Source organism: Lutibacter maritimus (assembly GCF_900116115.1).
Taxonomy (GTDB): Bacteria; Bacteroidota; Bacteroidia; order Flavobacteriales; family Flavobacteriaceae; genus Lutibacter; species Lutibacter maritimus.
On the sequence record NZ_FOZP01000005.1, the window covers coordinates 1 to 24,990 of the forward strand.

Consider the following 24,990-nt stretch of genomic DNA (forward strand, 5'->3'; position numbering starts at 1 on the left):
AAATGAGTAAAGTAGTAACATTTGGTGAGATTATGTTGCGATTATCACCACAAGGATTTTTAAGATTTTCACAAGCGGACAATTTTGATGTTGTTTATGGAGGCGGAGAATCAAACGTAGCAGTTTCTTTAGCCAACTATGGTGTTTCAGTAGATTTTGTAACACGTTTACCAAAAAATGACATTGGAGAATGTGCGATGATGGAAATGCGTAAAAGAGGCGTTGGAGTAGATAAGATTGTTTGGGGAGGAGATCGTTTAGGAATTTACTTTTTAGAGACAGGCGCAGTTAGTAGAGGTTCAAAAGTTGTGTATGATAGAGCACATTCATCTATGTCTGAAATTCAATTGGGCATGATAGATTGGGAGGAAGTTTTTGCTGGAGCCGAGTGGTTTCATTGGACAGGCATTACTCCAGCAATTTCACAAAGTTCAGCGGATGTTTGTTTAGAGGCAGTAAAAGCAGCCAGCAAATTAGGATTAACCATTTCCACAGATTTAAACTATAGAGCAAAACTTTGGAAATATGGTGGAGATAGAGAAGCAATTATGACCGAGTTAACATCGTATTGTGATGTTATTTTAGGCAATGAAGAAGATGCAGAAATGCACTTTGGCATTAAGCCAGAAGGAGCAGCAGTTCAAACACACGGACATGATGTAAAGGCAGAAGCGTTTTTATCGGTTTGTCAGCAAATGATGGCGAAATTCCCAAGAGCTAAAAAAGTAATTACTACGTTAAGAGGTTCAATTTCAGCATCTCATAACACTTGGGCCGGCGTTTTATATGATGGAAAACAACTATTGCAAACACGTCAGTATCAAATTACTGATATTGTAGATAGAGTTGGAGGTGGAGATAGTTTTATGGGCGGATTGATTTACGGATTATTAACGTATCCAGATGATGATCAAAACGCATTAGACTTTGCAGTAGCAGCCTCTTGTTTAAAACACACCATAAAAGGAGATGCCAACTTAGTAACTGTAGATGAAGTAACTAAATTAATGGGTGGTGATGCCTCAGGAAGAGTAGCACGATAACAAAGAAGTATTATAATTAAGTTTGGTTAAATCGGAAAGTTGAGTCGTAGAAAACACGACTCAACAATCCATTTTAAGAAAAGCTTCATTAAAAAAAGATAAATAAAAAATGGCACAATTTACAAGAATAGAAGTTGCAACAGCAATGAAAGAAACAGGGATGATTCCTTTATTTTTCAGTAATGATTTAGAAGTAAGTAAACAAGTATTAAAGGCATGTTATGATGGCGGAGCAAGATTGATGGAATTTACGGCACGAGGTGATTTTGCACACGAAGTTTTTGGAGAGTTAACCAAATATGCGATTAAAGAATTACCAGGAATGATTATGGGAGTTGGATCCGTAACCGATGCTGGCGCAGCTTCATTATATATGGCTTTAGGGGCAAACTTTATAGTAACACCTGTTTTAAGAGAAGATATCGCAGTAGTTTGTAATAGACGCAAAGTATTATGGTCACCAGGCTGTGGAACATTAACAGAAATTGCTAGAGCAGAAGAATTGGGCTGTGAAATTGTAAAATTATTCCCTGGAGATATTTACGGACCACAATTTGTAAAAGGAATAAAAGGACCACAACCTTGGACGAGTGTAATGCCAACAGGAGGTGTTTCACCTACAGAAGAAAACCTAAAAAGCTGGTTTAGTGCAGGAGTAACTTGTGTTGGAATGGGATCACAATTAATATCAAAAGAAATATTATCAAGTAAAAATTATACAAAGCTAACAGAAGATGTAAAAAGTGCTTTGGAAATTATTGAAAAAGTAAGAAAATAATATATCCATTCTATTGAAAATAAATATAAATAAACATTTAATTATGAATGAAACAACAACAACGACAAAAGCAACAAAGTATAGATGGACAATAACTGGTTTGCTATTCATGGCTACAACTATAAATTATTTAGATAGGCAAGTCCTTTCTTTAACATGGAAAGATTTTATTGCTCCTGAATTTCATTGGACCAACAATGATTACGGAAACATAACAGCTTTGTTCTCTATTTTTTATGCTGTTTCATTATTATTTGCAGGTCGTTTTGTAGATATTATGGATACCAAAAAAGGATTTCTTTGGGCTATTGGTGTATGGTCAGTTGGAGCTTGTTTACATGCTTTTGCAGGTATTGCAACTGCAGGTTATTTAACAGGAGAATGGTTTTTAGGTTTCGAAGGTTCAAAAGAAATTATTAGTACAGTTAACGATACAGGTTTAGTAATTTCTATAAGTGTTACTTTATTTATTTTTGCTCGGTTTGTTTTAGCTTTAGGAGAAGCTGGTAATTTTCCAGCAGCAATAAAAACTACTGCAGAATATTTTCCAAAAAAAGACCGAGCTTTTTCTACAAGTATTTTTAATGCAGGAGCAACTGTTGGAGCATTAGCTGCACCAATTTCAATTCCTTTTATTGCAAAAGCCTACGGTTGGGAAATGTCTTTTATTATTATTGGAGCATTAGGTTTTATTTGGATGGGTTTTTGGGTATTTATGTATGAAAAACCTGAAAAACACTCAAAAGTAAATGCAGCAGAATTAGAATACATTCAGCAAGATATCATTGCAGATAGTAAAATAGAAGGATATGTTCCAGAAAGCACAAAAAAAATCTCTTTATTAGATTGTTTCAAGTACAAACAAACGTGGGCTTTTGTATTTGGTAAATTTATGACTGATGGGGTTTGGTGGTTTTTCTTATTCTGGACACCAGCTTATTTAAGTTCAGTTTACGGAATGGATTCTGCACAAGCAGCGTTACCATTATTTGTTTTATATGCAATAACATTGCTTTCAATTATCGGCGGATGGTTACCAACTTATTTTGTAGATAAAAAAGGAATGAATCCGTATGAAGGGAGAATGAGAGCAATGTTGATTTTTGCATTTTTTCCATTATTAGCTCTAATTGCTCAACCTTTAGGACATTATACCTATTGGATTCCTGTAATAATTATTGGAATTGCAGGAGCAGCACACCAAGCTTGGTCGGCAAATATTTTTACAACAGTGGGAGATATGTTTCCTAAAAAAGCAATTGCAACTGTTACAGGTATCGGAGGTTTGGCTGGAGGATTAGGTTCAACGGTTATTAATAAAGGTTCTGGAGTTTTATTTGATTTTAGCGAAAGTACAAATATGGCGTTTATGGGATTTAAAGGAATTGAAGCAGGGTATTTTATAATCTTTTCAATATGTGCTGTTTGTTACTTAATAGGTTGGGTGGTTATGAAAACTTTAGTCCCAAAATACAGACCAATTACAGATTTATAAAAAATAATTTATTATTTATTAAATATTGATGAAAAAATTAAATAGAAAAAATATAGGTTTAGAAAAAAAACTTCCAATTAAAATTGTACAATTTGGGGAAGGTAATTTTTTAAGAGCTTTTATAGATTATGCAATTCAGCAATTGAATAAGAAAGTTGATTTTAATGCAGGAGTAGCTGTTGTTCAGCCAATTGAAAGAGGTTTAATACACATGCTTAATGAACAGGATGGCTTATACACACTTTTTATGAAAGGTGTGAAAAAAGGTCAAGTAATTCAGGATGTAGAGCTGATTTCTAATATTGTAAAAGGTGTAGATCCGTATTCAAATTTTGCTGAATATGTAAGTTTGGCAAAAGAACCTTCGTTAGAATTTATTATTTCTAATACTACAGAGTCTGGTATTGCTTATGTTAGTTCTGATACTATAGAAATGCAACCACCAAGTTCATTTCCTGCAAAATTAACAGTTTTGTTATTTGAAAGATTTAAGCATTTTAATGGCGATTCAAAAAAAGGACTTACAATTATTCCTTGTGAACTTATCAATCATAATTCTGAAACATTAAAAGAAATAATTCTTCAATATATAGCCGATTGGAATTTAGGTGATGATTTTAAATCTTGGTTGCTTCAAAATAATTCATTTCATAGCACATTAGTTGATAGAATTGTACCTGGTTATCCAAAAGATGAAATTGAAAGTTATAATTCTCAATTAGATTATCAGGATAATTTAATTGTTGCTGCTGAAACATTTTTTTTATGGGTGATTGAAGGTGGAGAAGATTTAAAACAAAAATTACCATTTCATAAAACAGATTTAGATGTTAAAATTGTGAGCGATATGCAACCTTACAGAACTAGAAAGGTGCGTATTTTAAATGGTGCGCATACTGCAATGGTTCCTTTTTCACTTCTTTACGGAAATACCACTGTAAAAGAAACTGTAGACAATAGTTTTACAAGTAGTTTTATTAATACAGCAATTTTTAATGAAATTAATGAAACGCTAAAAATGGATAGAGATGAGTTAAATAGCTTTGCCGATGAAGTTTTAGACCGTTTCAGGAATCCATTTATCAAACATAAATTGTCGGATATTGCTTTAAATTCAATTTCAAAATTTAAAGTACGTGTATTGCCTAGTTTATTAGAATATACAGCAGTATATAACAAAATACCTACAAATTTAACGTTCTCTTTTGCTTGTTTAATCCGTTTTTACAAAGGTGTGTGGCAAGGAAAATCATTACCAATAAATGATAGTGAAGAAATTGTTGCAGCATTTAAAGAAATTTGGAGTTTAAATGATTACAATAAAATTACCCAAGCTGTTTTAGAAAATGAAAATTTTTGGGATCAAGATTTAACAAAAATAAATTCATTGTCAAAAGCAATTGAAATTGCCTTAAAGGAAATTGATGAAAACGGAATTGAAAATGGTTTCACTAATTTTAACAAACAATTTTAAAATACATAAAAGCAGTTATAATGCAAAAAAAGTTAATAAAAGTACATCCATCTGATAATGTTGCAGTTGCTTTAGTAAATTTAGCTGCAGGTGAAATAGTTTCTTTTGAAAATAATTCAATTACTATTGTATCTGATGTAAAAGCTAAGCACAAAATTTCATTAACTAAATTTAATGAAGGAGATAGAATTATTATGTACGGTGTTTTAGTTGGAAAAGCAAATTGCATTATAGAAAAAGGTGATGTGCTTACTATTAATAATGTAAAACACGAAAGCGAAAAAGTATATAAAAAAACCGGTAATATAGGTTGGAGCACTCCAAATGTTGAAAAGTGGAAAGAAAAAACTTTTTTAGGTTATCATAGAGAAGACGGACAAGTTGGTACAGAAAATGTTTGGTTATTTTTTCCATTGGTTTTTTGTGAAAATAGAAATATAGAAATATTAAAAGATATTTTCGAAAAAGAATTATTAAAACAAAAAGAAAATCCTCATCAATTATTGCTTCGATCTCTAATTAATAATGGGCAGGAAGAAGCAACAAAAAGTAATAATTCAGCCGACTTTTTCGATAATATTGATGTGAAATTTATCACACATCCAGGTGGTTGTGGAGGAATTAGACAAGATTCTGAAGCGCTTGCAAAACTTTTGGCAGGTTATGTAAATAATCCGAATGTAGCTGGAGCAACGGTTTTAAGCTTAGGATGTCAGAATTTGCAAATAGATATTTTTAAAAATGCATTAAACGCTATAAATCCAAATTCAACAAAACCCGTCCTAATTTTTGAACAACAACAAATGGGTACGGTTGACCAAATGTTAAGTGCCATTGTTAAAGATTCATTTGAAGCAATAAAAAAAGCCAATAATATTAAAAGACAACCAGCACCATTATCTAAATTAAATGTTGGTTTAGAGTGCGGTGGATCTGATGGATTTTCTGGAATTTCGGCAAATCCTACTTTGGGTTATACATCAGACTTATTGGTTGCATTAAAAGGGACAGCAATTTTATCTGAATTTCCAGAATTGTGTGGTGTAGAGCAAGAATTAGTTAATAGATGTGTAAATGAAGCATCTGCAAATAAATTTTTAGCTTTAATGAAAGCATTTGAAAAATCTGTTGTTGATGCAGGTTCAGGATTTGATATGAATCCTTCACCAGGAAATATTAAAGATGGACTAATTACTGATGCAATGAAATCTGCTGGAGCGGCTAAAAAAGGAGGAACTTCTCCAGTTGTTGATGTATTAGATTACGGAGAATATATTACAAAATCTGGATTAAATTTATTATGTACACCAGGAAATGATGTTGAAAGTACAACGGCCATGGTTGGTTCTGGAGCAACAATAGTTTTGTTTACTACAGGTTTAGGAACACCAACAGGTAACCCAATTACACCAGTTATTAAAGTTTCCTCAAACACTGAATTGGCAAATAAAATGAGCGACATTATTGATATTGATACAGGTGCTGTTATTAGAGGCGAAAAAACGATTGAAGAAATGGCTGAAGAGATGCTTAATTTTATAATAGATGTGGCTAGTGGTAAAATTCAAACAAAAGCAAAAAAATTAAATCAAAATGATTTTATTCCTTGGAAAAGAGGAGTATCATTATAATATTTATGTTTATTTTAGTTTTAAAGCCTTAAAAAATTAATTTTTTAAGGCTTTTTAATTATAGGGTTTAATTTTTTAAAGATGATTTTCTAACAAGTAATTTAGGCGGTAAAACAATTTTTTTGTGTATTTCTATGTTACTTGAATTATTTACTTGTTCTAAAAAAACACTTGCAGCAATTTTTCCCATTTCTACTGGCGATTGATCAACTGTAGTTATAGAAAGTTCCATAAATTTTGTAAATGGCTCGTTTGAAAAACCTACAATACTAATATCATTTGGAATATGTAAATTATGTTTTTTAATTTCTTGAATTGCCCCTAAAGCTACAAAGTCACTTGAAGAAAAAATGGAGTCTGGCGGATTTTTTAAGTTCAACAATTTTTTAGTACTATCTTCTCCTTGTTCAACTTTGCTAATTGTTTCAATTAAGTAATTTTCATTAAATTTAATTCCATTGTCAAGCAAAGCTTGTTTGTAACCATTGCATCTATCTTTGTAAATTTCAACCGATAAATCACCAGCAAGATGTGCAATTTTTTTGCATCCTTGATCAATTAGATGTTGTGTTGCTTGATAACCTCCATCAAAATCATTGATAGTTACACTGCTTACGCCATCAATATTTTTTTTCCTATCAAAAAAGATTAAAGGAACTTTTTTTTGAAGAATTTTATTTATGGCATCATTTTTTTCAGTTGTACCATTAATAGACATTAAAATACCATCAACCTGAGCATTTAATAACGCTTCAATATTTTGCATTTCTAAATTTTCATCATCATGTGTTTGGCAAATGATAACTTGATAACCTTCAGGGTACAAGCATTCTTCAATACCGCGAATTACAGATGAAAAGAAATTTCTATCAATTCTAGGAACAAGAACTCCAACATTATTACTTTTTCCACTTTTTAGAGCTAATGCAAGTCTATTTTGTGTGTAATTCATTTCATTAGCAGTGTCATTTACCAATTTTCTTGTTTTCTCACTAATTTTAGGATTATTATTTAACGCTCTTGATACTGTTGCTGCAGAAATGTTAAGTTTTTTAGCAATATCGTAAATAGTTGATTTCTGGTTCATTAAATAGGTGATAGTAATTTTTAAAAAGTATGTAAAAGTACTATAATTATTTTAAAAATATAGATACTGTTTTTATTTAAAACTATTCGTTTGAATTTTTAGAAGATGATTTTCTGATTAGTAATTTAGGTTTTAAAATTACCTTTTTTTCAATTTTAATAGTATCGTTATTTCTAACTTGTTCTAAAAATACTTTAGCAGTCATTTTACCCATTTCTAAAGGAGATTGGTCAACAGAAGTGATTGAAAGTTCCATAAATTTAGTAAAAGGTTCGTTTGCAAAACCCGCAACACAAATATCTTGCGGGATTTTAAGACCTTGTGCTTTAATTTCTTGAATTGCCCCCAGTGCAGTAAAATCACTTGATGAGAAAATAGCATCTGGAGGATTGTCCATATTTAGTAAAATTTTAGTAATTTTTCTACCTTCTTCAACCTTACTAATAGTTTCAATTACAATGCTTTCATCAAACTCAAGTCCGCTATCTAAAATGGCTTGTTTATAACCGAGATATCGATCTCTAAAAATTTCAATTAGTCTATTGTTTGATAAATGTGCAATACGCTTACAACCCTGATTAATTAAGTGTTTTGTTGCTTCATAAGCTCCATGAAAGTCATTTATTGTTACGGTACTTACTCCATTAATATTTGCTTTTCTATCGAAAAAAATTAGCGGTACATTTTTTTTAAGAATTCTTTTAAAACTTTCGTTTTGTTCAATAGAAACATTTGAAATAGACATTAAAATTCCATCAACTTGTGCATTTAATAAAGCATCAATATTTTCAATTTCTAAATTTTTATCATCTCTAGTTTGGCAAATGATGACATGAAAACCGTGCGGATACAATTCTTCTTCTATTCCTCTAATAACTGTTGCAAAAAAATTACTATCTAAACGAGGAACAATTACACCAATATTATTACTTTTTCCACTTTTAAGTGCTAAAGCAAGTTTGTTTTGCTTGTAATTCATTTGTGCTGCGGTTTCCATTACTAATTTCCTAGTAGCTTCACTAATTTTAGAGTTATTATTTAATGCTCTTGAAACTGTTGCAGCTGTTATGTTTAGTTTTTTAGCAATATCATAGATTGTTGTTTTACCGCTCATCCTAATTTTTTTTGTAAAAGTACAAATTAATATTATTTTTTTTACTGATGTTATCGATTACCTTAATTAAGTAAAAGTAGATTAATTTAGATATTTAAAGCAAGTTTTATTAAAAAAAATTGTTTTAATCACTTAAAAAATTAATTGAACTATCATTTTTGTCCTATATTGAGTTAATTTAACATTTATTTTAGAAATTGTTTGTTTATATGGATGTAAATATTTACTTTCGTGTAATCGATTACATTTATGAATGTATAAATTAAAATTATTGAAAATTCTTGTTTAATTAAATTGTAAAATAAGTAATAATGTCTGTTTTAAAACCTAAAATACTTTTCTCAATACTAATGTTAGCTATCATATTTTCTTGTAATAACAAAAGAGATGAAGTTAATGTTGTAAATCATTGGAGCAAAATGCAGCAAATAATTGATAGTATATCAGTTCCTGTTTTTTCAGATAAAGTGTTTTCTGTAATTGATTATGGGAGTGTTGCAGATGGAGTTTTTGATAATACAAAATCCTTTAAGGATGCTATAAAAGCTTGTTCGCAAAATGGCGGAGGCAAAGTTTTAATACCAAAAGGGAAATATTTTTCAGGGCCTATTCATTTGGAAGATAATGTAAATCTTCATTTAGAAGATGGTGCTGAAATTTTATTTAGTACCAATCCAAAAGATTATTATCCACTAGTTCATACGTCGTATGAAGGTACTGAACTTATGAACTATTCACCTTTAATATATGCTTACAAAAAAAAGAATATTGCTATAACTGGTAAAGGTATTTTAAATGGACAAGCTAGTAACGATAATTGGTGGCCTTGGTGCGGAAAAGATTTTTACGGTTGGAAAGAAGGTATGGGAAATCAAAAAGATAGTTTAAATCTGCCAGTTTTGATGGAAATGGGAGAAAACAATACACCTGTAAATGAGCGAGTTTTTGGAGAAAATCATTTTTTAAGACCAAGTTTTATTCAACCTTTTGAATGTGTTGATGTAATGATTAAGGATGTGAAAATTATAAATGCACCTTTTTGGGTAATGCACCCAATAAAATGTACCAATGTAATTATTGATGGCGTAACAGTAGAAAGTCATGGGCCAAATAATGATGGTTGTGATCCTGAATATTCTAAAAATGTTTGGATAAAGAATTGCACTTTTAATACAGGTGATGATTGTATTGCAATTAAATCAGGTAGAAATGGTGATGGTAGAAGAGTGGCTATAAAAAGCGAAAATATTGTTATTCAAAATTGTAAAATGATTGATGGTCACGGTGGAGTTGTAATTGGAAGTGAAATATCTGCAGGTGTTAGAAATGTATTTGCCGAAAATTGCACGATGGATAGCCCAAATTTAGATAGAGCTATTAGAATAAAAACAAACTCAAAAAGAGGTGGAGTAGTTGAAAATATTTATGTAAGAAATATAGAAATAGGACAGGTGAAAGAATGCGTTTTAAAAGTAAATATGTTTTACGGAATTTATGGAGTTCAATCGGGAGATTTTATTCCAGTAGTAAAAAATATTTATTTAGAAAATATTACAGTTAAAAATGGTGGTGAGTTTGGAATTTTAGCTAAAGGATATAAAGAATCTCCAATAAGTAATATCAATTTTAAAAACGTAAGTATTGAAAAAGTAGGACAACCTTACTCGTTAGAAAATGTTGAAAACATCAATTTTGAAAACACTTATATAAACGGAAATCTAATGACAAGTATAAAAAATTAATTTAAACACAATTATCAAATTAGAATATAAACCAAATTTAGTATCAAATTATGAATATCAAAGTTTTATTAAAAAGAGTCTTAAAATGGACTTGTGCTATTTTCCTTTTTTTGGGCGTGCTCATAGGGAATGATATTTTTGCACAAAATGGATCTGAAATAAGCGGGATAATTACAGATGAAGGAGGCCTGCCTTTACCAGGAGTTAATATTATAGAAAAAGGAACTAAAAATGGAGCTTCAACTGATTTTGATGGAAAATTTTCTATGAAAATCACAAGCCAAAACGCTAAGTTAGTTGTAAGCTATTTAGGTTTTCAGACTCAAGAAGTTAGCATTGATGGAAAAAAAGTGCTAAATATTGTACTTAAAACAAATTTAGAATCTTTAGATGAAGTAGTTGTTATTGGTTATGGAACAGCGCGTAAGTCAGATTTAACAGGTTCAGTTACAGCTATTTCTGGTGATGCTTTAAAAAAAGTAGCAATTTCAAATGTTGCTGAAGCATTAACAGGTAGAATGGCAGGGGTACAAGTTTTATCTACAGAAGGTTCGCCTGATGCTGAAATTAAAATTAGAATTCGTGGAGGAGGTTCTTTAACCCAAGATAGCTCTCCATTAGTAATTGTAGATGGATTCCCAGTAAATAGCATGAGTGATGTTTCACCATCTGATATTGAAAATATTACAGTTTTAAAAGACGCTTCCTCTACAGCTATTTATGGGTCTAGAGGTGCAAATGGTGTTATTATTATAACTACTAAAACAGGAAAAGACGGAAAAATAGTAGTGAGTCTTAATACATATTATGGGGCTAAAAAAATTGCAAAAACAATTGATGTTCAAAATCCTGAAGATTTTGTAAAATGGCAGTATGAATATGCATTACTTGAAGATGATTTAATTTCTTATGAAAAAATATTTGGTCAATGGCAAGATTATGACCAATACATTGGCATGAAAGGTAATAACTGGCAAAAACAGATTTACGGTGAAATGGGTGAAGTTAGAAGCCATGATTTAGGAATACGTGGTGGATCAGAAAAAGTTAATTACAACTTTAGTTATGCTAATTATGATGAAAAAACAATTATGTTAGGTTCTGACTATAAAAGAAATAACATATCATTTTCATTAAAAAATAAAGCTTCTGAAAAAGTAGATTTATCTTTAACTTTCCGTTATTCTGATACGGAAATAAATGGAGGTGGAGCGAATGAACAAAATGAAATTTCTTCAGCAGATGCGCGCCTTAGACACAGTGTTGGTTATTCACCAATTCCTTTACCTGGTTTAACAACCGATAATACAGATGAAGCGCTTTCAAGTTATTTAGTAAATCCATTTGTTGCTGTTGCTGATAATCAACGTAAACAACTTAGAAAAAACTTTAATGTACTTGGTAGTTTTTCTTGGGAAATTATAGAAAACCTTAAATTTAAAACCGATTTAGGTATAGATAATTATAATAATTTAGATTATCGTTTTTATGGACGTTCTACTTATTATGCAAACAATAGACCCGCAGCAGAAAATCAAGGACTACCTTCATTGGTATTTAGTGATAGAAAAAGAGATCGTTTTAGAAATGCTAACACGTTAAATTACGATTTTAAAAATATATTAGGTGATGATCATAGTTTAAAGCTTTTAGTGGGTGAAGAAATGCTTATTAACAAAAACAATGAAGTAACTACAGAAATTCAAGGTTTTCCAAAGTTTTTTGATTTTGCAACTGCAAGAAATTTAACAACACAAGGTATTCCTCAGGCAGTTGATAATTATTACAGTCCTGATGATAAATTATTATCGTTTTTTGGTCGTGTAAACTATGATTATAAAAACCGTTACCTTTTAACTGCAACGTATCGTGCAGATGGTTCAAGTAAATTTTTAGGAGACAACAGTTGGGGATATTTTCCGTCAGCAGCTGTGGCTTGGAAAATTACTGAAGAAGATTTTATGAAAGATATATCTTGGATAAACTCATTAAAATTAAGATTAAGTTATGGTCAGGCAGGAAACAACAATATTCCTTCTGGACAAACAGTTCAAAATTTTGAATCTAGAAACACAACATATCTTAACGGTATAACTAACTATTGGGCAGCATCAAATACTTTAGCTAACCCAGATTTAAAATGGGAAACAACAGTTACTCAAAACGTAGGGCTTGATTATGATCTTTTCAAAGGAAAAGTTACAGGTTCATTAGAAGCATATAAAAATGTTACTAAAGATTTATTAATCAATTTCCCAGTACCAGGAACAGGTTACACAAGTCAATATAGAAATATGGGGGAAACTCAAAATATGGGAGTTGAAGCTTCATTAAATTATGCAGCAATAGAAAAAGAAAATTACGGTTTAAATTTTTCTGTAAATATTGGTATAAACAAAAACAAAATCAATTCTTTAGGAGTTATGGATGATTTTGGACAAAATACCAATTGGGCTTCTTCTCAAATAGGAAATGATTATGTGATTAATGTTGGAGAACCTTTAGGATTAATGTACGGATATCAAAGTGATGGACGTTATGAAGTTTCTGATTTTAATTACGATCCAACAACTGGTAGCTACACTCTAAAAGATGGAGTTGTTGATAACACAGCAGTTGTAGGTACTGTTATGCCAGGTACCATGAAATTAAAAGATATTACTGATGATGGTAAAGTTACAGTAAGTGATAATACAATTATTGGAAATTCTAATCCAAAACATACAGGAGGTATGGTAATTAACGCTTATGCTTATGGTTTTGATCTTTCAGCAGGTTTTAACTGGAGTGTTGGAAATGATGTTTATAATGCAAATAAAATTGAGTTTACAACTTCTAATCCAAACGGACAATACAGAAATTTAAGTACAGAAATGGCGGATGGTATTAGATGGACAAATTTAGATCCAACATCTGGACAATTAGTAACAGATCCTACGCAATTAGCTGCGCTTAACGCAAATACTACAATGTGGTCTCCATATATGCAACGTTTTGTTTTTAGTGATTGGGCAGTTGAAGATGGCTCATTTTTAAGATTGAACACACTTACTTTAGGTTATACAGTTTCAGAATCATTAATATCACAAGTTGGTATTTCTAAACTAAGATTTTACCTTACAGCTAATAATGTTTTTATTCTTACAAACTATTCAGGTTTAGATCCTGAAGTTTCTACAAGAAGAAAAACACCACTAACGCCTGGAGTTGATTATTCACCATTTCCACGTAGTAGACAATTGGTTTTTGGTTTAAACCTTACTTTTTAATTAAAAAAATTTATTAGAAGATGAAACATAAAATAATAATTTTAGGAATAATAATAGCTGGAATTTTTGCTTCTTGCCAAGACTTGAGTGATGATTTTTTAGAAGCACCAGCACAATCAACCTTAGATGAATCCATAATTTTCTCAACACCAGGATTAGCAAAAGGTGCTGTTGATGGAATTAAAGAACCTTTTGGACAAACAAACTCTTATAGAGGTCGTTTTATTCCATTCTATGGATTTAATACTGATACTGAATGGAATCTTAATTCAGATAAATTAAACGATTCTCAAGCAGATTTGTGTGTGTATAATGCTATGCCAAACAATTCTCAAATGAATACAGAAAATAATGCTTGGGCAATGATGTATTTAGGTATAGAGCGCGCAAATATCTGTATTAGAGGTTTACGTACTTTTGGAAATCCAACACCTGGAACTGAACTTGGACAATTATTAGGTGAAGCATTAACATTACGTGCAATTTACTATGCAGATTTAACGAAAGCTTGGGGAGATGTTCCAGCTCGTTTTGAACCAATCAATTCTGAAACTATTTATTTAGAAAAATCTAGTAGAGATGTAATATATAAACAAATAATTCAAGATTTAGGTGAAGCTGCAACATTAGTTGCTTGGCCCAATGAAACTGCAGCTACTTCAAGTGTAGAAAGAATTAATAAAGCTTTTGTAAAAGGTTTTAGAGCGCGTTTAGCAATGGTAGCAAGTGGTTATCAACAATATCCTGATGGTGTTAGAAGAAGCAATGATCCAGAACTTACCGTTGATAAAATGTACAAATTAGCTTTAGATGAATGTCGTGATGTAATTGAAAGCGGATCAGCACGTTTAGAAACAACTTTTGAAACATTATGGAAAAAATATAATCAAGAAAATATAACAGCTGGTGGTGAATCACTTTGGGAAATTCCATTTTCTGATGGTAGAGGAAGAGTGTTATTCTCTTTTGCAGTAAGACACACTGCTGCAGATCAATTTACTGGGCAAGGTAGAGGAGGTTTAGCAGGACCACTTCCAACAGTTTTTTATGATTTTGATGAATCTGATACTCGTAGAGATATAACTTGTGTTCCTTATAGATTTGGTACTCCATCAAATGGAATAGCAAAACAAGAATTAGGAAGTTTAGATACTTGGTATTTTGGAAAATACCGTTACGAATGGATGAATCGTTATGTAACATCAACCAATGATGATGGTGTAAACAAAATTTACATGCGTTACGCTGAAGTTCTTTTTATAGCAGCGGAAGCAGCTAATGAGTTAGAGGGACCAGGAGCGGCAGCACCATATTTAAAAGAAATTCGTAGAAGAGCATTTAAATCTGCAGACCATGCTCAAAAAGTAGATGCGTATGTGAATGCTTTATCAAGTAAAGAAAGCATGTTTAATGCTTTAGTTCTAGAACATAAATATGAATTTACCGGAGAAATGGAGCGTAAACAATCGCTTATTCGTTGGAATTTGTTAAAAACAAAACTTGATGAAGCTAAAGCTAAAATGGTAAATTTAAAAAACCGTACTGGTGAATATGCAAATGTACCAACTACTTTATATTTCAAGTATGCAGAAGACAACGTAACATTAGATATTTATGGATTGAATAGAAATGAAAACCAAAACCCTGGAATTGAATATTCAGCGGTTACATGGGAAAATTTGGTTGATGATAAAATCAACTCTCTTTTCAAAACTGGAGTAAATCCTGATGACAGACAATTTTGGCCAATTTGGCAAGTATTTATTGATGGAAGTAATGGTAAATTGGTTAACGATTATAACTATTAAGTTTCAAAAGTTAATAATAAATAAAAGTTATTAAAATTATGAAAACAAAGAATATATTAAATAAATTATTAGTGATGCTATTCCTGACATTTACAGTCCTAAGTTGCGACTATGATGTTGATGTAATAGATCAACTATTAGTAGATAGAGAATTTGCTCCAGTTGATTTAACTGCTAGAGTAAGAAATCAAACAACTGTTGAATTAAACTGGATTGTAAAAAACGGAGTAGATTATTATGTAGTTGAATTTAGTGCAGATGATCCTACTTTTGCAACTATTTACAAATCTATTGAAGTTAGAGGAGATGAATTACCTGTTCAAGTAGCATTAGAAGGAGAAACAGTTTATTCTATAAGAGTAAAAGCAATTAGTGCTGTAGGATTAGAAGATTCTAAATGGGCAGTTGGAGAAGCAACTACTTTAACAGAGCAATTAATGTTGTCTCCTGAATTGGGTGATATAAAAGCACTAGAAGCTACTTTTAGATGGGTTCCAAATAGCAATGTAACTCAAATTGTTATTAATCCAGGTAATATTAAACATGATATTACAGCGCAAGAAAAAATAGACGGAATTGCTACTGTTACAGGATTAACTAGTGAAACTAATTATACAGCTTTATTATTAAACAACACAAAAACTAGAGGTACCGCATCTTTTACAACTGGAATTGACGTAGGAGATAATACGCTAGTAACTGTTGATGATGATTTATTTCAAATGATTGCGGATGCAGCTCCTGGAGATATCTTACTTTTAGAAGCTGGTGACTATACTGCACAAACAGGTACAATAAAGTTAAATAAATCAATTACAATTCAAGGATTAAGAAATTATAATAAGCCGCTTTTAAAAGTGAATTTTGAAATTAATACAGGTGCAGTTGATGTTAGTTTAGTTGACTTAGATTTATTAGGTGATGATGGCACAAGTTTATCTGATGTGATAAGATATACCGAAGTTGGAAATTATAATTCACTTTTAGTTAGTGGTTGTGTAGTTCATGATTTTGCGCGCTCATTTATTGCCGGTAATGTTACTGGAGCTATTGTTCAATCAGTAACTGTTGAAAATTGTGTTGTTACCAATGTGTTAACGAATGGAGGTGATTTTATTGATTTTAGAAATTCAGATGTTTTAAATCTTACTGTTAAAACAAGTACATTTAACAACTGTGCACCAGGACGTGACTTTTTCAGATTGGATGATGCAGGAACATCAACACAATCAGGTTTTACTTGTAACGTTCTGTTAGAAAGTTGTACGTTATTTGGTGTTTCTAATACGAATGATAGAATTTTATATGTTAGATTCCAAGCAAATAAAATAACAGTTAAAAACAATTTGTTTGCTGAAACATCAGCCTATTATTCAAACCAAAGTAGAACAGACCCAAGCCCTACATTTTTAAATAATAATTATTTTAATGCACCTGGATTTTTTGATTCTTCTCAATTAATTTATGATGGTTCAGGAACTCATACTGATTTAGATCCTGGTTTTGTAGATGCAACTATAGGTAATTTTAAAATAACAAATCAAACTTTATTAGATAATCAAGTTGGAGACCCACGTTGGCTTCAATAGAAAAATCTGATGCATAAGTTTATTAGAATTAAAGAGGTATGCATTTTAGCATACCTCTTTTTATTATCAACTTAAAATTAAATTTTTTTAAAAAAAAGTAACCATACATTAAAAATGAGATTATTATACCTATTTCTTTTAATTGGACTTATTGCGTGCTCAAAAGATGAGGACAATTCAGATACTGCTATATATGTTCAATCAATAGCTATTAGTGGTACTAATATTAATTTAGGTATTACTGGGCAAATGACAGCAATTGTTTTACCTCAAAATGCAACTGATAAATCTATTCTTTGGGAAGTTTCGGATAGTTCAATTGCTGAAATTTCAAATACTGGATTATTGACAGCTAAAAAAAATGGAACTGTAATTGTACAAGCAACAGCTAATGATAAAGGAACGGTGAAATCAACAAAAGAAATAACAATTTCAAGTTTTGCCTCTGGACCATCCTATAATTATGTGGTTTCTACTTCTTCTGAATTGTTATCAGCTTTAAATAATGTGAAGGCAGGGGAAATAATTTTTTTAAATGGTGGAAATTATATAATCAATGATAAAATAACATTAAGTAAATCAGGAACCTCGGGCAATGAAATTACTTTAATCGGTCAAACAGAAGGTACAAGAGCTAAACTTGATTTTTCAGCAATGTCAGAAAATTCAGCAAATAGAGGTGTAACCATAACTGGAAATTATTGGCATATTAAAGGAATAGACATATTTGCGGCGGGTGATAATGGAATGTTTATTAGCGGAAATAATAATTTAATTGAGTTTTGTACTTTTAGTGAGAATGCAGATACTGGGCTTCAAATTGGAAATGGTGCAGCAAATAACACTATTTTAAATTGTGATTCTTTTTTTAATGCAGATTCATCCATTGAAAATGCTGATGGATTTGCTTGTAAATTAGATGCAGGCACTGGAAATAAATTTATTGGTTGTAGAGCTTGGCAAAATTTAGATGACGGTTGGGATGGTTACTTAAGAGGGACAGATAATATTACAACTACCTATGAAAACTGTTGGGCTATAAAAAATGGTTATTTAAAAAATGGCACTAAAGGTTTAGGAGATGGAAACGGATTTAAAACTGGAGGAAGTGATGATAAGTTGTTAAGACACAATGCAATTTATAAAAACTGTTTAGCTGTTGGAAATGTGTATGATGGTTTTGATCATAATAGTAATAGAGGAAATGTTACAATGTACAACTGCTCGGCGTATGATAATGGAAAAAATTATTCATTTAGCAACACCAACCCTTTAGAAAAACTAACTATTAAAAATAGTAGTGTATTAGGAATTTTAGGAAGTGTAAGTGCTTCAAATATCGATATTACTAATAATAGTTGGCAAAATGGAATTGTTACTACTTCAGAAGATTTTATAAGCATTGATTACAGTGAATTAATAAGCGCAAGAAACGCAGACGGAAGTTTACCAAACATAACCTTTTTTCATTTAAAAGCAGGAAGTGATTTAATTGATAAAGGAATTGATGTGGGATTATCTTTTAATGGAAGTGCACCAGATTTGGGTCCTTTTGAAAGCAATTAATTATTTTAGCTACAGTTTATGAACTTTAAGAAAGTACATATTATTATATTCTTTTTAGTTTTTACACTTAACGTAAATTCTCAACAGATAAAAACTATAGATACCAGTTATACAGTTTATAGTTCTTATAAAAAATATGTGAAAAAATTCCCTCAAATTAGCATTGTAAAGCCTCAAAAATTTGAAAATATTGCTGAAAAAAGGAATATAGTTTATAAGAAAATTGGAAAGCGAAAATTACATTTAGATGCCTTTTATCATAAAAGGCAACAATTAAAACCAGCTGTTGTTTTAGTTCACGGTGGTGGTTGGAAATCTGGGAATAAATCACATATGGAGCCAATGGCTCAACATATAGCTTCAAAAGGTTATGCTTGTTTTTCTGTTGAATACAGATTATCGCCTGAAGCAATTTTTCCTGCTGGAATTTTTGATCTTAAAAATGCAATTCAGTTTATAAAGGCACAATCAAACCAATTTAATATTGATACAACAAAAGTAGCAATTATAGGTTGTTCATCAGGTGGACAAATGGCAGCTTTGGTTGGAACAACCAATAAAAATGTAAATTTTGAAGAAAAAAATAATACATTCACTCCGTCAGCTTCAGTGCAATCAATTATAGATATTGATGGTATTTTAGCATTTAAACATCCAGAATCAGAGGAAGGAGCAATGGCAAGTTTGTGGTTAGGAGGAAATTCTGAGGATAAACTTGAAACTTGGTTGGAAGCATCAGCTTTAACTCATACAGATAAAAATACACCACCAATTTTATTTATTGGAAGTCAATACCCACGTTTTTTAGCAGGTAAAGATGATATGATTGAAATTTTAAATAAATATGGTATTTATAATCAAACAGAAATAATACAAAATAGTCCACATTCTTTTTGGTTATTTCATCCTTGGTTTGAAATAACACTTAAAAAAGTAACAGACTTTTTAGATAAAACATTAAAAGAAAATTAGAATCGGTAAATAAAATTCAAACATAAAATGAAAACATTAAAATTTATAGCAATTTTATTTTTTATGAGTTTTGTAGCTTGTAAAAATCAGAATGGGGGAAAAATGGAAAATCAAGTTTTAAAACCTGACACAACATATACTATTGAAACTGCTAAAAACTACGCCGAGTTATCAATTAAAGAAGGAGGATATTGGGAAGGAAGAGAATATATAGGTGGAACTTTTAAAAATGTAACGGAGTTAAAAGTGCCTACTGAACATACAGATCATTCATGGTATATTAGATACGAAGGACCAGGATGGGAAAGTAATAAAGTTGCCTATAGATTGTATTTAGATTGGAGAAATTGTATTGATATTTTTGGAAAAGTTACAGATAGTATTATCCTACCAAAAGTAGGACAAGATGGTTTTGATTCATATCATGAAAAATCAGAATGGGGACAAGATATTTTAAAAGCTGGAAAAGGATTGGGAATTGGCGCTATTGGAAGGTATGTAAATAAAGAAGTTTTACATTTTAATGATGTGGATTCAACATTTGCAAAAGTTGAAAATAGCTTAAATAAATCAACCGTTTCAGTAAATTATTATGGATGGGAAACTTTAAATGATAAAACAGATTTTAATTCGGTTTTAACAATAACTCCAAATCAACGATATACAAAACATACTATTGAGGCTTCAAAACAAATTGAAGGTATTTGTACAGGTATTGTAAAGCATGGCGTTAACTATTTTACTAAAGAAAGCGAGAATAAAAAATGGGGATATATTGCTACTTATGGTATACAAACTTTAGCTGCTGAGCCTGATAATTTAGGAATGGCAATTTTTTATGAAATAGCAACTGTTTCAGAAGTAACTGAATGGGAACATGACCATTTAATAGTTTTTAAGCCATCAACCAAAGAAATTTCTTTTTACTTTTTAGGAGCTTGGGAACAAGAAAAAGATGGCATTAAAACAGAAGCTGATTTTCTAAGTTATTTAGATGAAAAATTGCAGGAATTAAATGATACAAACGTATTAAAATAGATAGTATGAAAACGTTTAAAATAAATTTTATTTTCTTTAGTCTATTATGCGGTTTTATGTTCCTATCATATCAATCAATTGTTGCTCAAGAAAATCAAAAACCAATTGATTCTGTAAAAGTTTATACTATCGAAAATTGTGTAAATCAATTTTCTACAAATAAAACAGTTGAAACTAAAGTTGGTTATCAATATTGGTTTGCTGACAAAGATTTTATTGATGGGCGAACTTTAAAAATGAGTGTTGTTGCACCACAACAATCTACGCACGCACCGCATAAACATATTGAAGATGAATTCTTTTTTGTTTTAGAAGGAACAGCAAAATTCTATTTAAATGGTGAAACACAAATTGTAAAGCCTTATACCAGTTTGTATTGTCCATCTATGCAAATGCACGGAATTAGTAATGTGGGTGATACTGAATTGAAATATCTAGTTATAAAAAAATATCAAAAAAAGTAAATAATAAAATTATAATAGTATGAATACGTACAAAAGTAACTCACTTATTTTATTAATGTTATTTCTTGGATTTGCAACTTTTGTAAGTTGTAAACAAGAAAAAAAAGAAGCTCAGCAAGTTGAAACAATTCAAGAAACTGGAATTTCAGATTCTTTAAAATGGTCGGAGCGAATGGCATTAACATTAATGAAACATCATCCTGAAGCTTATCAAATAGATGATAAAACAGAACCAAAATGGGATTATGTTCACGGCTTGGTATTAACTTCGTTTGAACAGTTGTACAAAAAAACAGGAAATGAACAATATTTTAATTATATCAAAGGTTATGCTGATGACTGTATTGATAGTACAGGAGCAATACCAAGTTATAAATTTAAAGATTATAATATTGATATGATTGAAGCTGGGAACATACTTTTTAATTTATACAACACTACCAAAGAGGAGAAATATTTAAAAGCTATGCAGCTGTTGCGTAAACAATTAGATGAGCATCCAAGAACTAGTGAAGGTGGATTTTGGCATAAAAAAAGATATCCAAGTCAAATGTGGTTAGATGGTTTATATATGGGAGAACCATTTTATGCAAGGTATACAGTTGAATATGAAAACGGTAAAAATTTAGATGATGTTGCCAAACAATTTGAATTAATTCAAAAGCATGCTTTAGATTCAAAAACAGGATTGTTATACCACGGTTGGGATGAAAGTAAAGCAATGGATTGGGCTGATAAACAAACGGGTTGTTCCCCTAATTTTTGGTCGCGTTCTTTAGGTTGGTATGCAATGGCTTTGGTAGATGTGTTAGACTATTTTCCACAAGAACATCCAAAACAGAAAGAATTGGTTCAGTATTTAAATCAGTTGGCAGTTGCACTTACAAAAGTGCAAGATACTTCAGGGCTTTGGTATCAGGTTACGGATAAGGGAGATAAAGGAGGAAATTATTTAGAGGCTTCTGGATCAGCAATGTTTGCCTATGCATTTGCAAAAGGTGCTAATAAAGGTTATTTACCAGCTGAATATAAAGACGTTGCAAATAAGGCTTTTGAAGGATTAACTAGAGATCTTATAAAAATTGGTGAAAACGGTGAAGTGATAATTACACAGGCTTGCGCTGTAGCTGGTTTAGGAGGAAACCCATACAGAGATGGTTCATTTGAATATTATGTAAATGAACGTAAAAAAGATAATGATCCAAAAGCAACTGGACCATTTATTTTAGCAGCTTTAGAGTTAAATAAATAATGAATTATACACCAATAAATACAGCCTTATGTTCTTTTGGAATGAGTGGATGGGTATTTCACGCACCATTTATTTCGGCAAATCCAAAATTTAATTTGTATGGTGTTTTAGAAAGAACTAAAAATCTAGCTCAAGAAAAATATCCGAATGTAAAAACATTTCGAACTTTAGAAGAAATGCTTGCCGATAAAAGCATTGAACTAATAGTTGTAAACACACCAAGTGTCACGCATTTTGAATTTGCTGAAAAGGTTATAAAAGCTGGAAAGCATATTATTGTTGAAAAACCTTTTACAGCAACTGTAAAACAGGCTGAAAAACTTATTGAATTAGCAAAAGAAAAAAATAGAATGCTATCTGTCTATCAAAACAGAAGATATGATAGTGATTTTAAAACGGTAAAAAAAGTTTTAGATGATAATTTACTTGGAGAGATTGTTGATGTTGAAATTCATTATGATCGTTATAATTCAAATTTAAGTTATAAAGCCCATAAAGAAACGCAAACGCCAGCAACAGGAAGTTTATATGATTTAGGAGCTCATTTAATTGATCAGGCGTTAGTTTTATTTGGTTTTCCAAATGCTATTTATGCTAGTTTAGATAATATTCGTCCAAATTCAAAAGTTATAGATTATTTTGATGTTAAATTGTATTACAATTCACATCGGGTAACTTTAAAGTCTAGTTATTTTGTTAGAGAAGCATTACCGGCTTTTATTTTCCATGGAAAAAAAGGTTCTTTCTTAAAATCCAGAGGAGATGTTCAAGAAGCGGATCTTCAAGCAGAAAAAAATCCCAAAACAAAACTTTGGGGAATAGAACCTGAAACAGAAAAAGGATTGTTGCATACAGATAAAGATGGTAAAATCATTAAAGAATATATAAATTCTCAAAATGGAAATTATATGGAGTATTATGATGAAATTTATGAAGCCATCAGAAATAAAAAATCTTTGCCAGTAACAGGAATAGAAGGTATGAATGTGATAAAAGTTATTGAAGAAGCTATAAAAAGTAATAAAGAAAAAAAGGTGATTTACTTATGAGAAAATGCAGTATCATATTATTTTTATTAAGTTTCATTTCAACTTTCGGACAGAAAAATACTGAAATTTCAAAAGTTTGGGTAGCCGATAATGGAGATGAAACCTATAAAAATCCAATTTTACATGCAGATTATTCGGATCCAGATGTGATAAGAGTTGGTGAAGATTATTACATGACAGCATCTTCTTTTAACTGCGTTCCTGGATTACCAATCCTACATTCAAAAGATATGGTAAACTGGGAATTGGTTAATTATGCACTTCAAAAACAACTTCCTTTAGATGTTTTTAATAAGCCACAACATGGAAATGGTGTTTGGGCACCTTGTATCAGATTTCATAACAACGAATTTTATATTTATTATCCTGATCCGGATTATGGAATTTATATGGTGAAAGCGAAAGATCCAAAAGGAGTTTGGTCAAATCCAATTTTAGTAAAAGAAGGAAATGGCTTAATTGATCCTACTCCATTATGGGACAATGATGGGAAAGTGTATTTGGCTTATGCGTTTGCTGGTAGCAGAGCAGGAATTAAAAGTTTGTTGGTTGTTTGTACTATGAATAAAGAAGGCACCGTTGCAAATAATGACGAGGTATTAATTATTGATGGTCATTTTGATGAATCAACAATTGAAGGACCAAAGTTTTATAAACACAATGGTTATTATTACATTTTTGCACCGGCAGGAGGTGTTGCTACTGGTTGGCAAACAGTATTAAGGTCTAAAAATATTTACGGTCCGTATGAAAAGAAAAAAGTAATGGAACAAGGGAAAACCGCTATAAATGGTCCTCATCAAGGAGCTTGGGTGCAAACTCAAACTGGTGAAGATTGGTTTTTTCATTTTCAGGATAAAGGTGCTTATGGTAGAATTGTCCATTTACAACCAATGAAATGGATAAATGACTGGCCAATTATTGGAAATGATGATGTTGGAAATGGAATCGGTGAACCTGTTGCAACTTATAAAAAACCCAATGTAGGTAAAGAATATTCAATTGTTACACCTTTTGAAAGTGATGAATTTAACAAGCCAAAATTAGGTTTACAATGGCAATGGCATGCAAATAAACAAGTATATTGGGGATTTCCATCAACTTTAGGGCACTATACAATGTATTGTCGTCCAATGCCTGAAGGAAGCATAAATTTATATGATGTACCAAACTTATTACTTCAAAAATTTCCAGCAGAAGAATTTAAAGCAACAGCAAAAATAACTTTCAACGCACGTTTTAATGATGAAAAAACGGGACTTTTAATAATGGGTTTGGACTATAGTTATTTAAATGTAAAAATGAATAATGGCGAATTGTATCTTTCCCAAGTTATTTGTAAAAATGCCGATAAACTGGGAGAAGAAAAAGAAGGAAAATCGATTAAATTAAAAAATAATACAATTTACCTTCAAGTAACAACAAGAAAAGGTGGAATTTGTGATTTCTTTTATAGTGAAAATGGAGAGAAATTTAAACCTATTGGTTCCAGTTTTGTTGCTAAAGAAGGAAAATGGATTGGCGCTAAAATAGGATTTTTAGCATTAAGAAACGGAATTGTAAATGATGCTGGAAGTGTTGATATTGATTGGTTTAGAATAAATAAATTAAATATATAA

Annotated in this window: 18 protein-coding genes; 16 read left to right on the plus strand and 2 right to left on the minus strand. The window is 30.9% G+C overall.

The window, feature by feature from the left end; translation table 11 throughout:
* Positions 1–2: 2 nt before the first annotated feature.
* The 5 genes from BM335_RS08815 (at position 3) to BM335_RS08835 (ending at position 6,421) form a co-directional block, all read left to right on the plus strand.
* Positions 3–1,043, plus strand: a complete 1,041-nt coding sequence (locus BM335_RS08815) for a sugar kinase (protein ID WP_090221646.1) — start codon at positions 3–5, stop codon at positions 1,041–1,043.
* A gap of 109 nt (positions 1,044–1,152) precedes the next feature.
* Positions 1,153–1,821: a bifunctional 4-hydroxy-2-oxoglutarate aldolase/2-dehydro-3-deoxy-phosphogluconate aldolase gene (locus BM335_RS08820; RefSeq protein ID WP_090225626.1), complete on the plus strand. Its 669-nt coding sequence runs from the start codon at positions 1,153–1,155 to the stop codon at positions 1,819–1,821.
* A gap of 43 nt (positions 1,822–1,864) precedes the next feature.
* Entirely contained in the window at positions 1,865–3,316 is a 1,452-nt protein-coding gene (locus BM335_RS08825) for an MFS transporter (RefSeq protein ID WP_090225628.1), read from the plus strand.
* A 28-nt stretch (positions 3,317–3,344) separates the two neighbouring features.
* On the plus strand, positions 3,345–4,790 hold the full coding sequence (locus BM335_RS08830) for a tagaturonate reductase (protein ID WP_090225631.1): 1,446 nt from the start codon (positions 3,345–3,347) through the stop codon (positions 4,788–4,790).
* Between the two features lie 20 nt (positions 4,791–4,810).
* Positions 4,811–6,421 (plus strand): UxaA family hydrolase, encoded by a 1,611-nt coding sequence (locus BM335_RS08835; protein WP_090225634.1) that lies wholly within the window; start codon positions 4,811–4,813, stop codon positions 6,419–6,421.
* Positions 6,422–6,488: 67 nt separating this feature from the next.
* Here BM335_RS08835 and BM335_RS08840 read toward each other — a convergent pair whose 3' ends face one another.
* Together BM335_RS08840 and BM335_RS08845 are read right to left on the minus strand one after the other, a co-directional pair.
* A complete protein-coding gene (locus BM335_RS08840; RefSeq protein WP_090225637.1) occupies positions 6,489–7,508 on the minus strand; it encodes a LacI family DNA-binding transcriptional regulator in 1,020 nt (339 codons plus the stop codon).
* A gap of 82 nt (positions 7,509–7,590) precedes the next feature.
* A complete protein-coding gene (locus tag BM335_RS08845) occupies positions 7,591–8,622 on the minus strand; it encodes a LacI family DNA-binding transcriptional regulator (protein WP_090225640.1) in 1,032 nt (343 codons plus the stop codon).
* 311 nt (positions 8,623–8,933) lie between these two features.
* Here BM335_RS08845 and BM335_RS08850 point away from each other — a divergent pair, with 311 nt between their 5' ends.
* The 11 genes from BM335_RS08850 to BM335_RS08900 all read left to right on the plus strand — a co-directional run bounded on the left by BM335_RS08850 (position 8,934) and on the right by BM335_RS08900 (position 24,990).
* A complete protein-coding gene (locus BM335_RS08850) occupies positions 8,934–10,364 on the plus strand; it encodes a glycoside hydrolase family 28 protein (RefSeq protein WP_090225643.1) in 1,431 nt (476 codons plus the stop codon).
* A gap of 50 nt (positions 10,365–10,414) precedes the next feature.
* Positions 10,415–13,633, plus strand: coding sequence for a SusC/RagA family TonB-linked outer membrane protein (locus BM335_RS08855; RefSeq protein WP_090225644.1), 3,219 nt, complete (start codon positions 10,415–10,417; stop codon positions 13,631–13,633).
* Positions 13,634–13,653: 20 nt separating this feature from the next.
* On the plus strand, positions 13,654–15,441 hold the full coding sequence (locus BM335_RS08860; RefSeq protein ID WP_090225647.1) for a RagB/SusD family nutrient uptake outer membrane protein: 1,788 nt from the start codon (positions 13,654–13,656) through the stop codon (positions 15,439–15,441).
* A gap of 38 nt (positions 15,442–15,479) precedes the next feature.
* Positions 15,480–17,030, plus strand: a complete 1,551-nt coding sequence (locus BM335_RS08865) for a DUF5123 domain-containing protein (RefSeq protein WP_090225650.1) — start codon at positions 15,480–15,482, stop codon at positions 17,028–17,030.
* A gap of 114 nt (positions 17,031–17,144) precedes the next feature.
* Positions 17,145–18,596 (plus strand): right-handed parallel beta-helix repeat-containing protein, encoded by a 1,452-nt coding sequence (locus tag BM335_RS08870; protein WP_090225653.1) that lies wholly within the window; start codon positions 17,145–17,147, stop codon positions 18,594–18,596.
* Between the two features lie 18 nt (positions 18,597–18,614).
* Entirely contained in the window at positions 18,615–19,568 is a 954-nt protein-coding gene (locus tag BM335_RS08875) for an alpha/beta hydrolase (RefSeq protein WP_090225656.1), read from the plus strand.
* 27 nt (positions 19,569–19,595) lie between these two features.
* The gene (locus BM335_RS08880) at positions 19,596–20,606 is read left to right on the plus strand and encodes a DUF4861 family protein (protein WP_090225659.1); all 1,011 of its coding nucleotides are present in this window, start codon (positions 19,596–19,598) and stop codon (positions 20,604–20,606) included.
* 5 nt (positions 20,607–20,611) lie between these two features.
* Positions 20,612–21,070, plus strand: a complete 459-nt coding sequence (locus tag BM335_RS08885) for a cupin domain-containing protein (protein WP_245780648.1) — start codon at positions 20,612–20,614, stop codon at positions 21,068–21,070.
* Positions 21,071–21,089: 19 nt separating this feature from the next.
* Positions 21,090–22,322, plus strand: a complete 1,233-nt coding sequence (locus BM335_RS08890; RefSeq protein ID WP_245780649.1) for a glycoside hydrolase family 88/105 protein — start codon at positions 21,090–21,092, stop codon at positions 22,320–22,322.
* Complete coding sequence (locus BM335_RS08895; RefSeq protein ID WP_090225669.1) at positions 22,322–23,371, plus strand: Gfo/Idh/MocA family oxidoreductase; 1,050 nt, start codon at positions 22,322–22,324, stop codon at positions 23,369–23,371. The genes BM335_RS08890 and BM335_RS08895 overlap by 1 nt, the downstream gene beginning before the upstream one ends.
* Positions 23,368–24,990 (plus strand): glycoside hydrolase family 43 protein, encoded by a 1,623-nt coding sequence (locus BM335_RS08900; protein WP_090225672.1) that lies wholly within the window; start codon positions 23,368–23,370, stop codon positions 24,988–24,990. The genes BM335_RS08895 and BM335_RS08900 overlap by 4 nt, the downstream gene beginning before the upstream one ends.

Bases quoted from the DNA above. Each gene is read 5' to 3' on its own strand.
- BM335_RS08855 (WP_090225644.1), top strand. From the start codon at position 10,415: ATGAATATCAAAGTTTTATTAAAAAGAGTCTTAAAATGGACTTGTGCT.
- BM335_RS08840 (WP_090225637.1), bottom strand. From the start codon at position 7,508: ATGAACCAGAAATCAACTATTTACGATATTGCTAAAAAACTTAACATT.
- BM335_RS08825 (WP_090225628.1), top strand. From the start codon at position 1,865: ATGAATGAAACAACAACAACGACAAAAGCAACAAAGTATAGATGGACA.
- BM335_RS08890 (WP_245780649.1), top strand. From the start codon at position 21,090: ATGAATACGTACAAAAGTAACTCACTTATTTTATTAATGTTATTTCTT.
- BM335_RS08895 (WP_090225669.1), top strand. From the start codon at position 22,322: ATGAATTATACACCAATAAATACAGCCTTATGTTCTTTTGGAATGAGT.
- BM335_RS08830 (WP_090225631.1), top strand. From the start codon at position 3,345: ATGAAAAAATTAAATAGAAAAAATATAGGTTTAGAAAAAAAACTTCCA.
- BM335_RS08845 (WP_090225640.1), bottom strand. From the start codon at position 8,622: ATGAGCGGTAAAACAACAATCTATGATATTGCTAAAAAACTAAACATA.
- BM335_RS08880 (WP_090225659.1), top strand. From the start codon at position 19,596: ATGAAAACATTAAAATTTATAGCAATTTTATTTTTTATGAGTTTTGTA.
- BM335_RS08835 (WP_090225634.1), top strand. From the start codon at position 4,811: ATGCAAAAAAAGTTAATAAAAGTACATCCATCTGATAATGTTGCAGTT.
- BM335_RS08885 (WP_245780648.1), top strand. From the start codon at position 20,612: ATGAAAACGTTTAAAATAAATTTTATTTTCTTTAGTCTATTATGCGGT.
- BM335_RS08870 (WP_090225653.1), top strand. From the start codon at position 17,145: ATGAGATTATTATACCTATTTCTTTTAATTGGACTTATTGCGTGCTCA.
- BM335_RS08875 (WP_090225656.1), top strand. From the start codon at position 18,615: ATGAACTTTAAGAAAGTACATATTATTATATTCTTTTTAGTTTTTACA.
- BM335_RS08860 (WP_090225647.1), top strand. From the start codon at position 13,654: ATGAAACATAAAATAATAATTTTAGGAATAATAATAGCTGGAATTTTT.
- BM335_RS08815 (WP_090221646.1), top strand. From the start codon at position 3: ATGAGTAAAGTAGTAACATTTGGTGAGATTATGTTGCGATTATCACCA.
- BM335_RS08865 (WP_090225650.1), top strand. From the start codon at position 15,480: ATGAAAACAAAGAATATATTAAATAAATTATTAGTGATGCTATTCCTG.
- BM335_RS08820 (WP_090225626.1), top strand. From the start codon at position 1,153: ATGGCACAATTTACAAGAATAGAAGTTGCAACAGCAATGAAAGAAACA.
- BM335_RS08900 (WP_090225672.1), top strand. From the start codon at position 23,368: ATGAGAAAATGCAGTATCATATTATTTTTATTAAGTTTCATTTCAACT.
- BM335_RS08850 (WP_090225643.1), top strand. From the start codon at position 8,934: ATGTCTGTTTTAAAACCTAAAATACTTTTCTCAATACTAATGTTAGCT.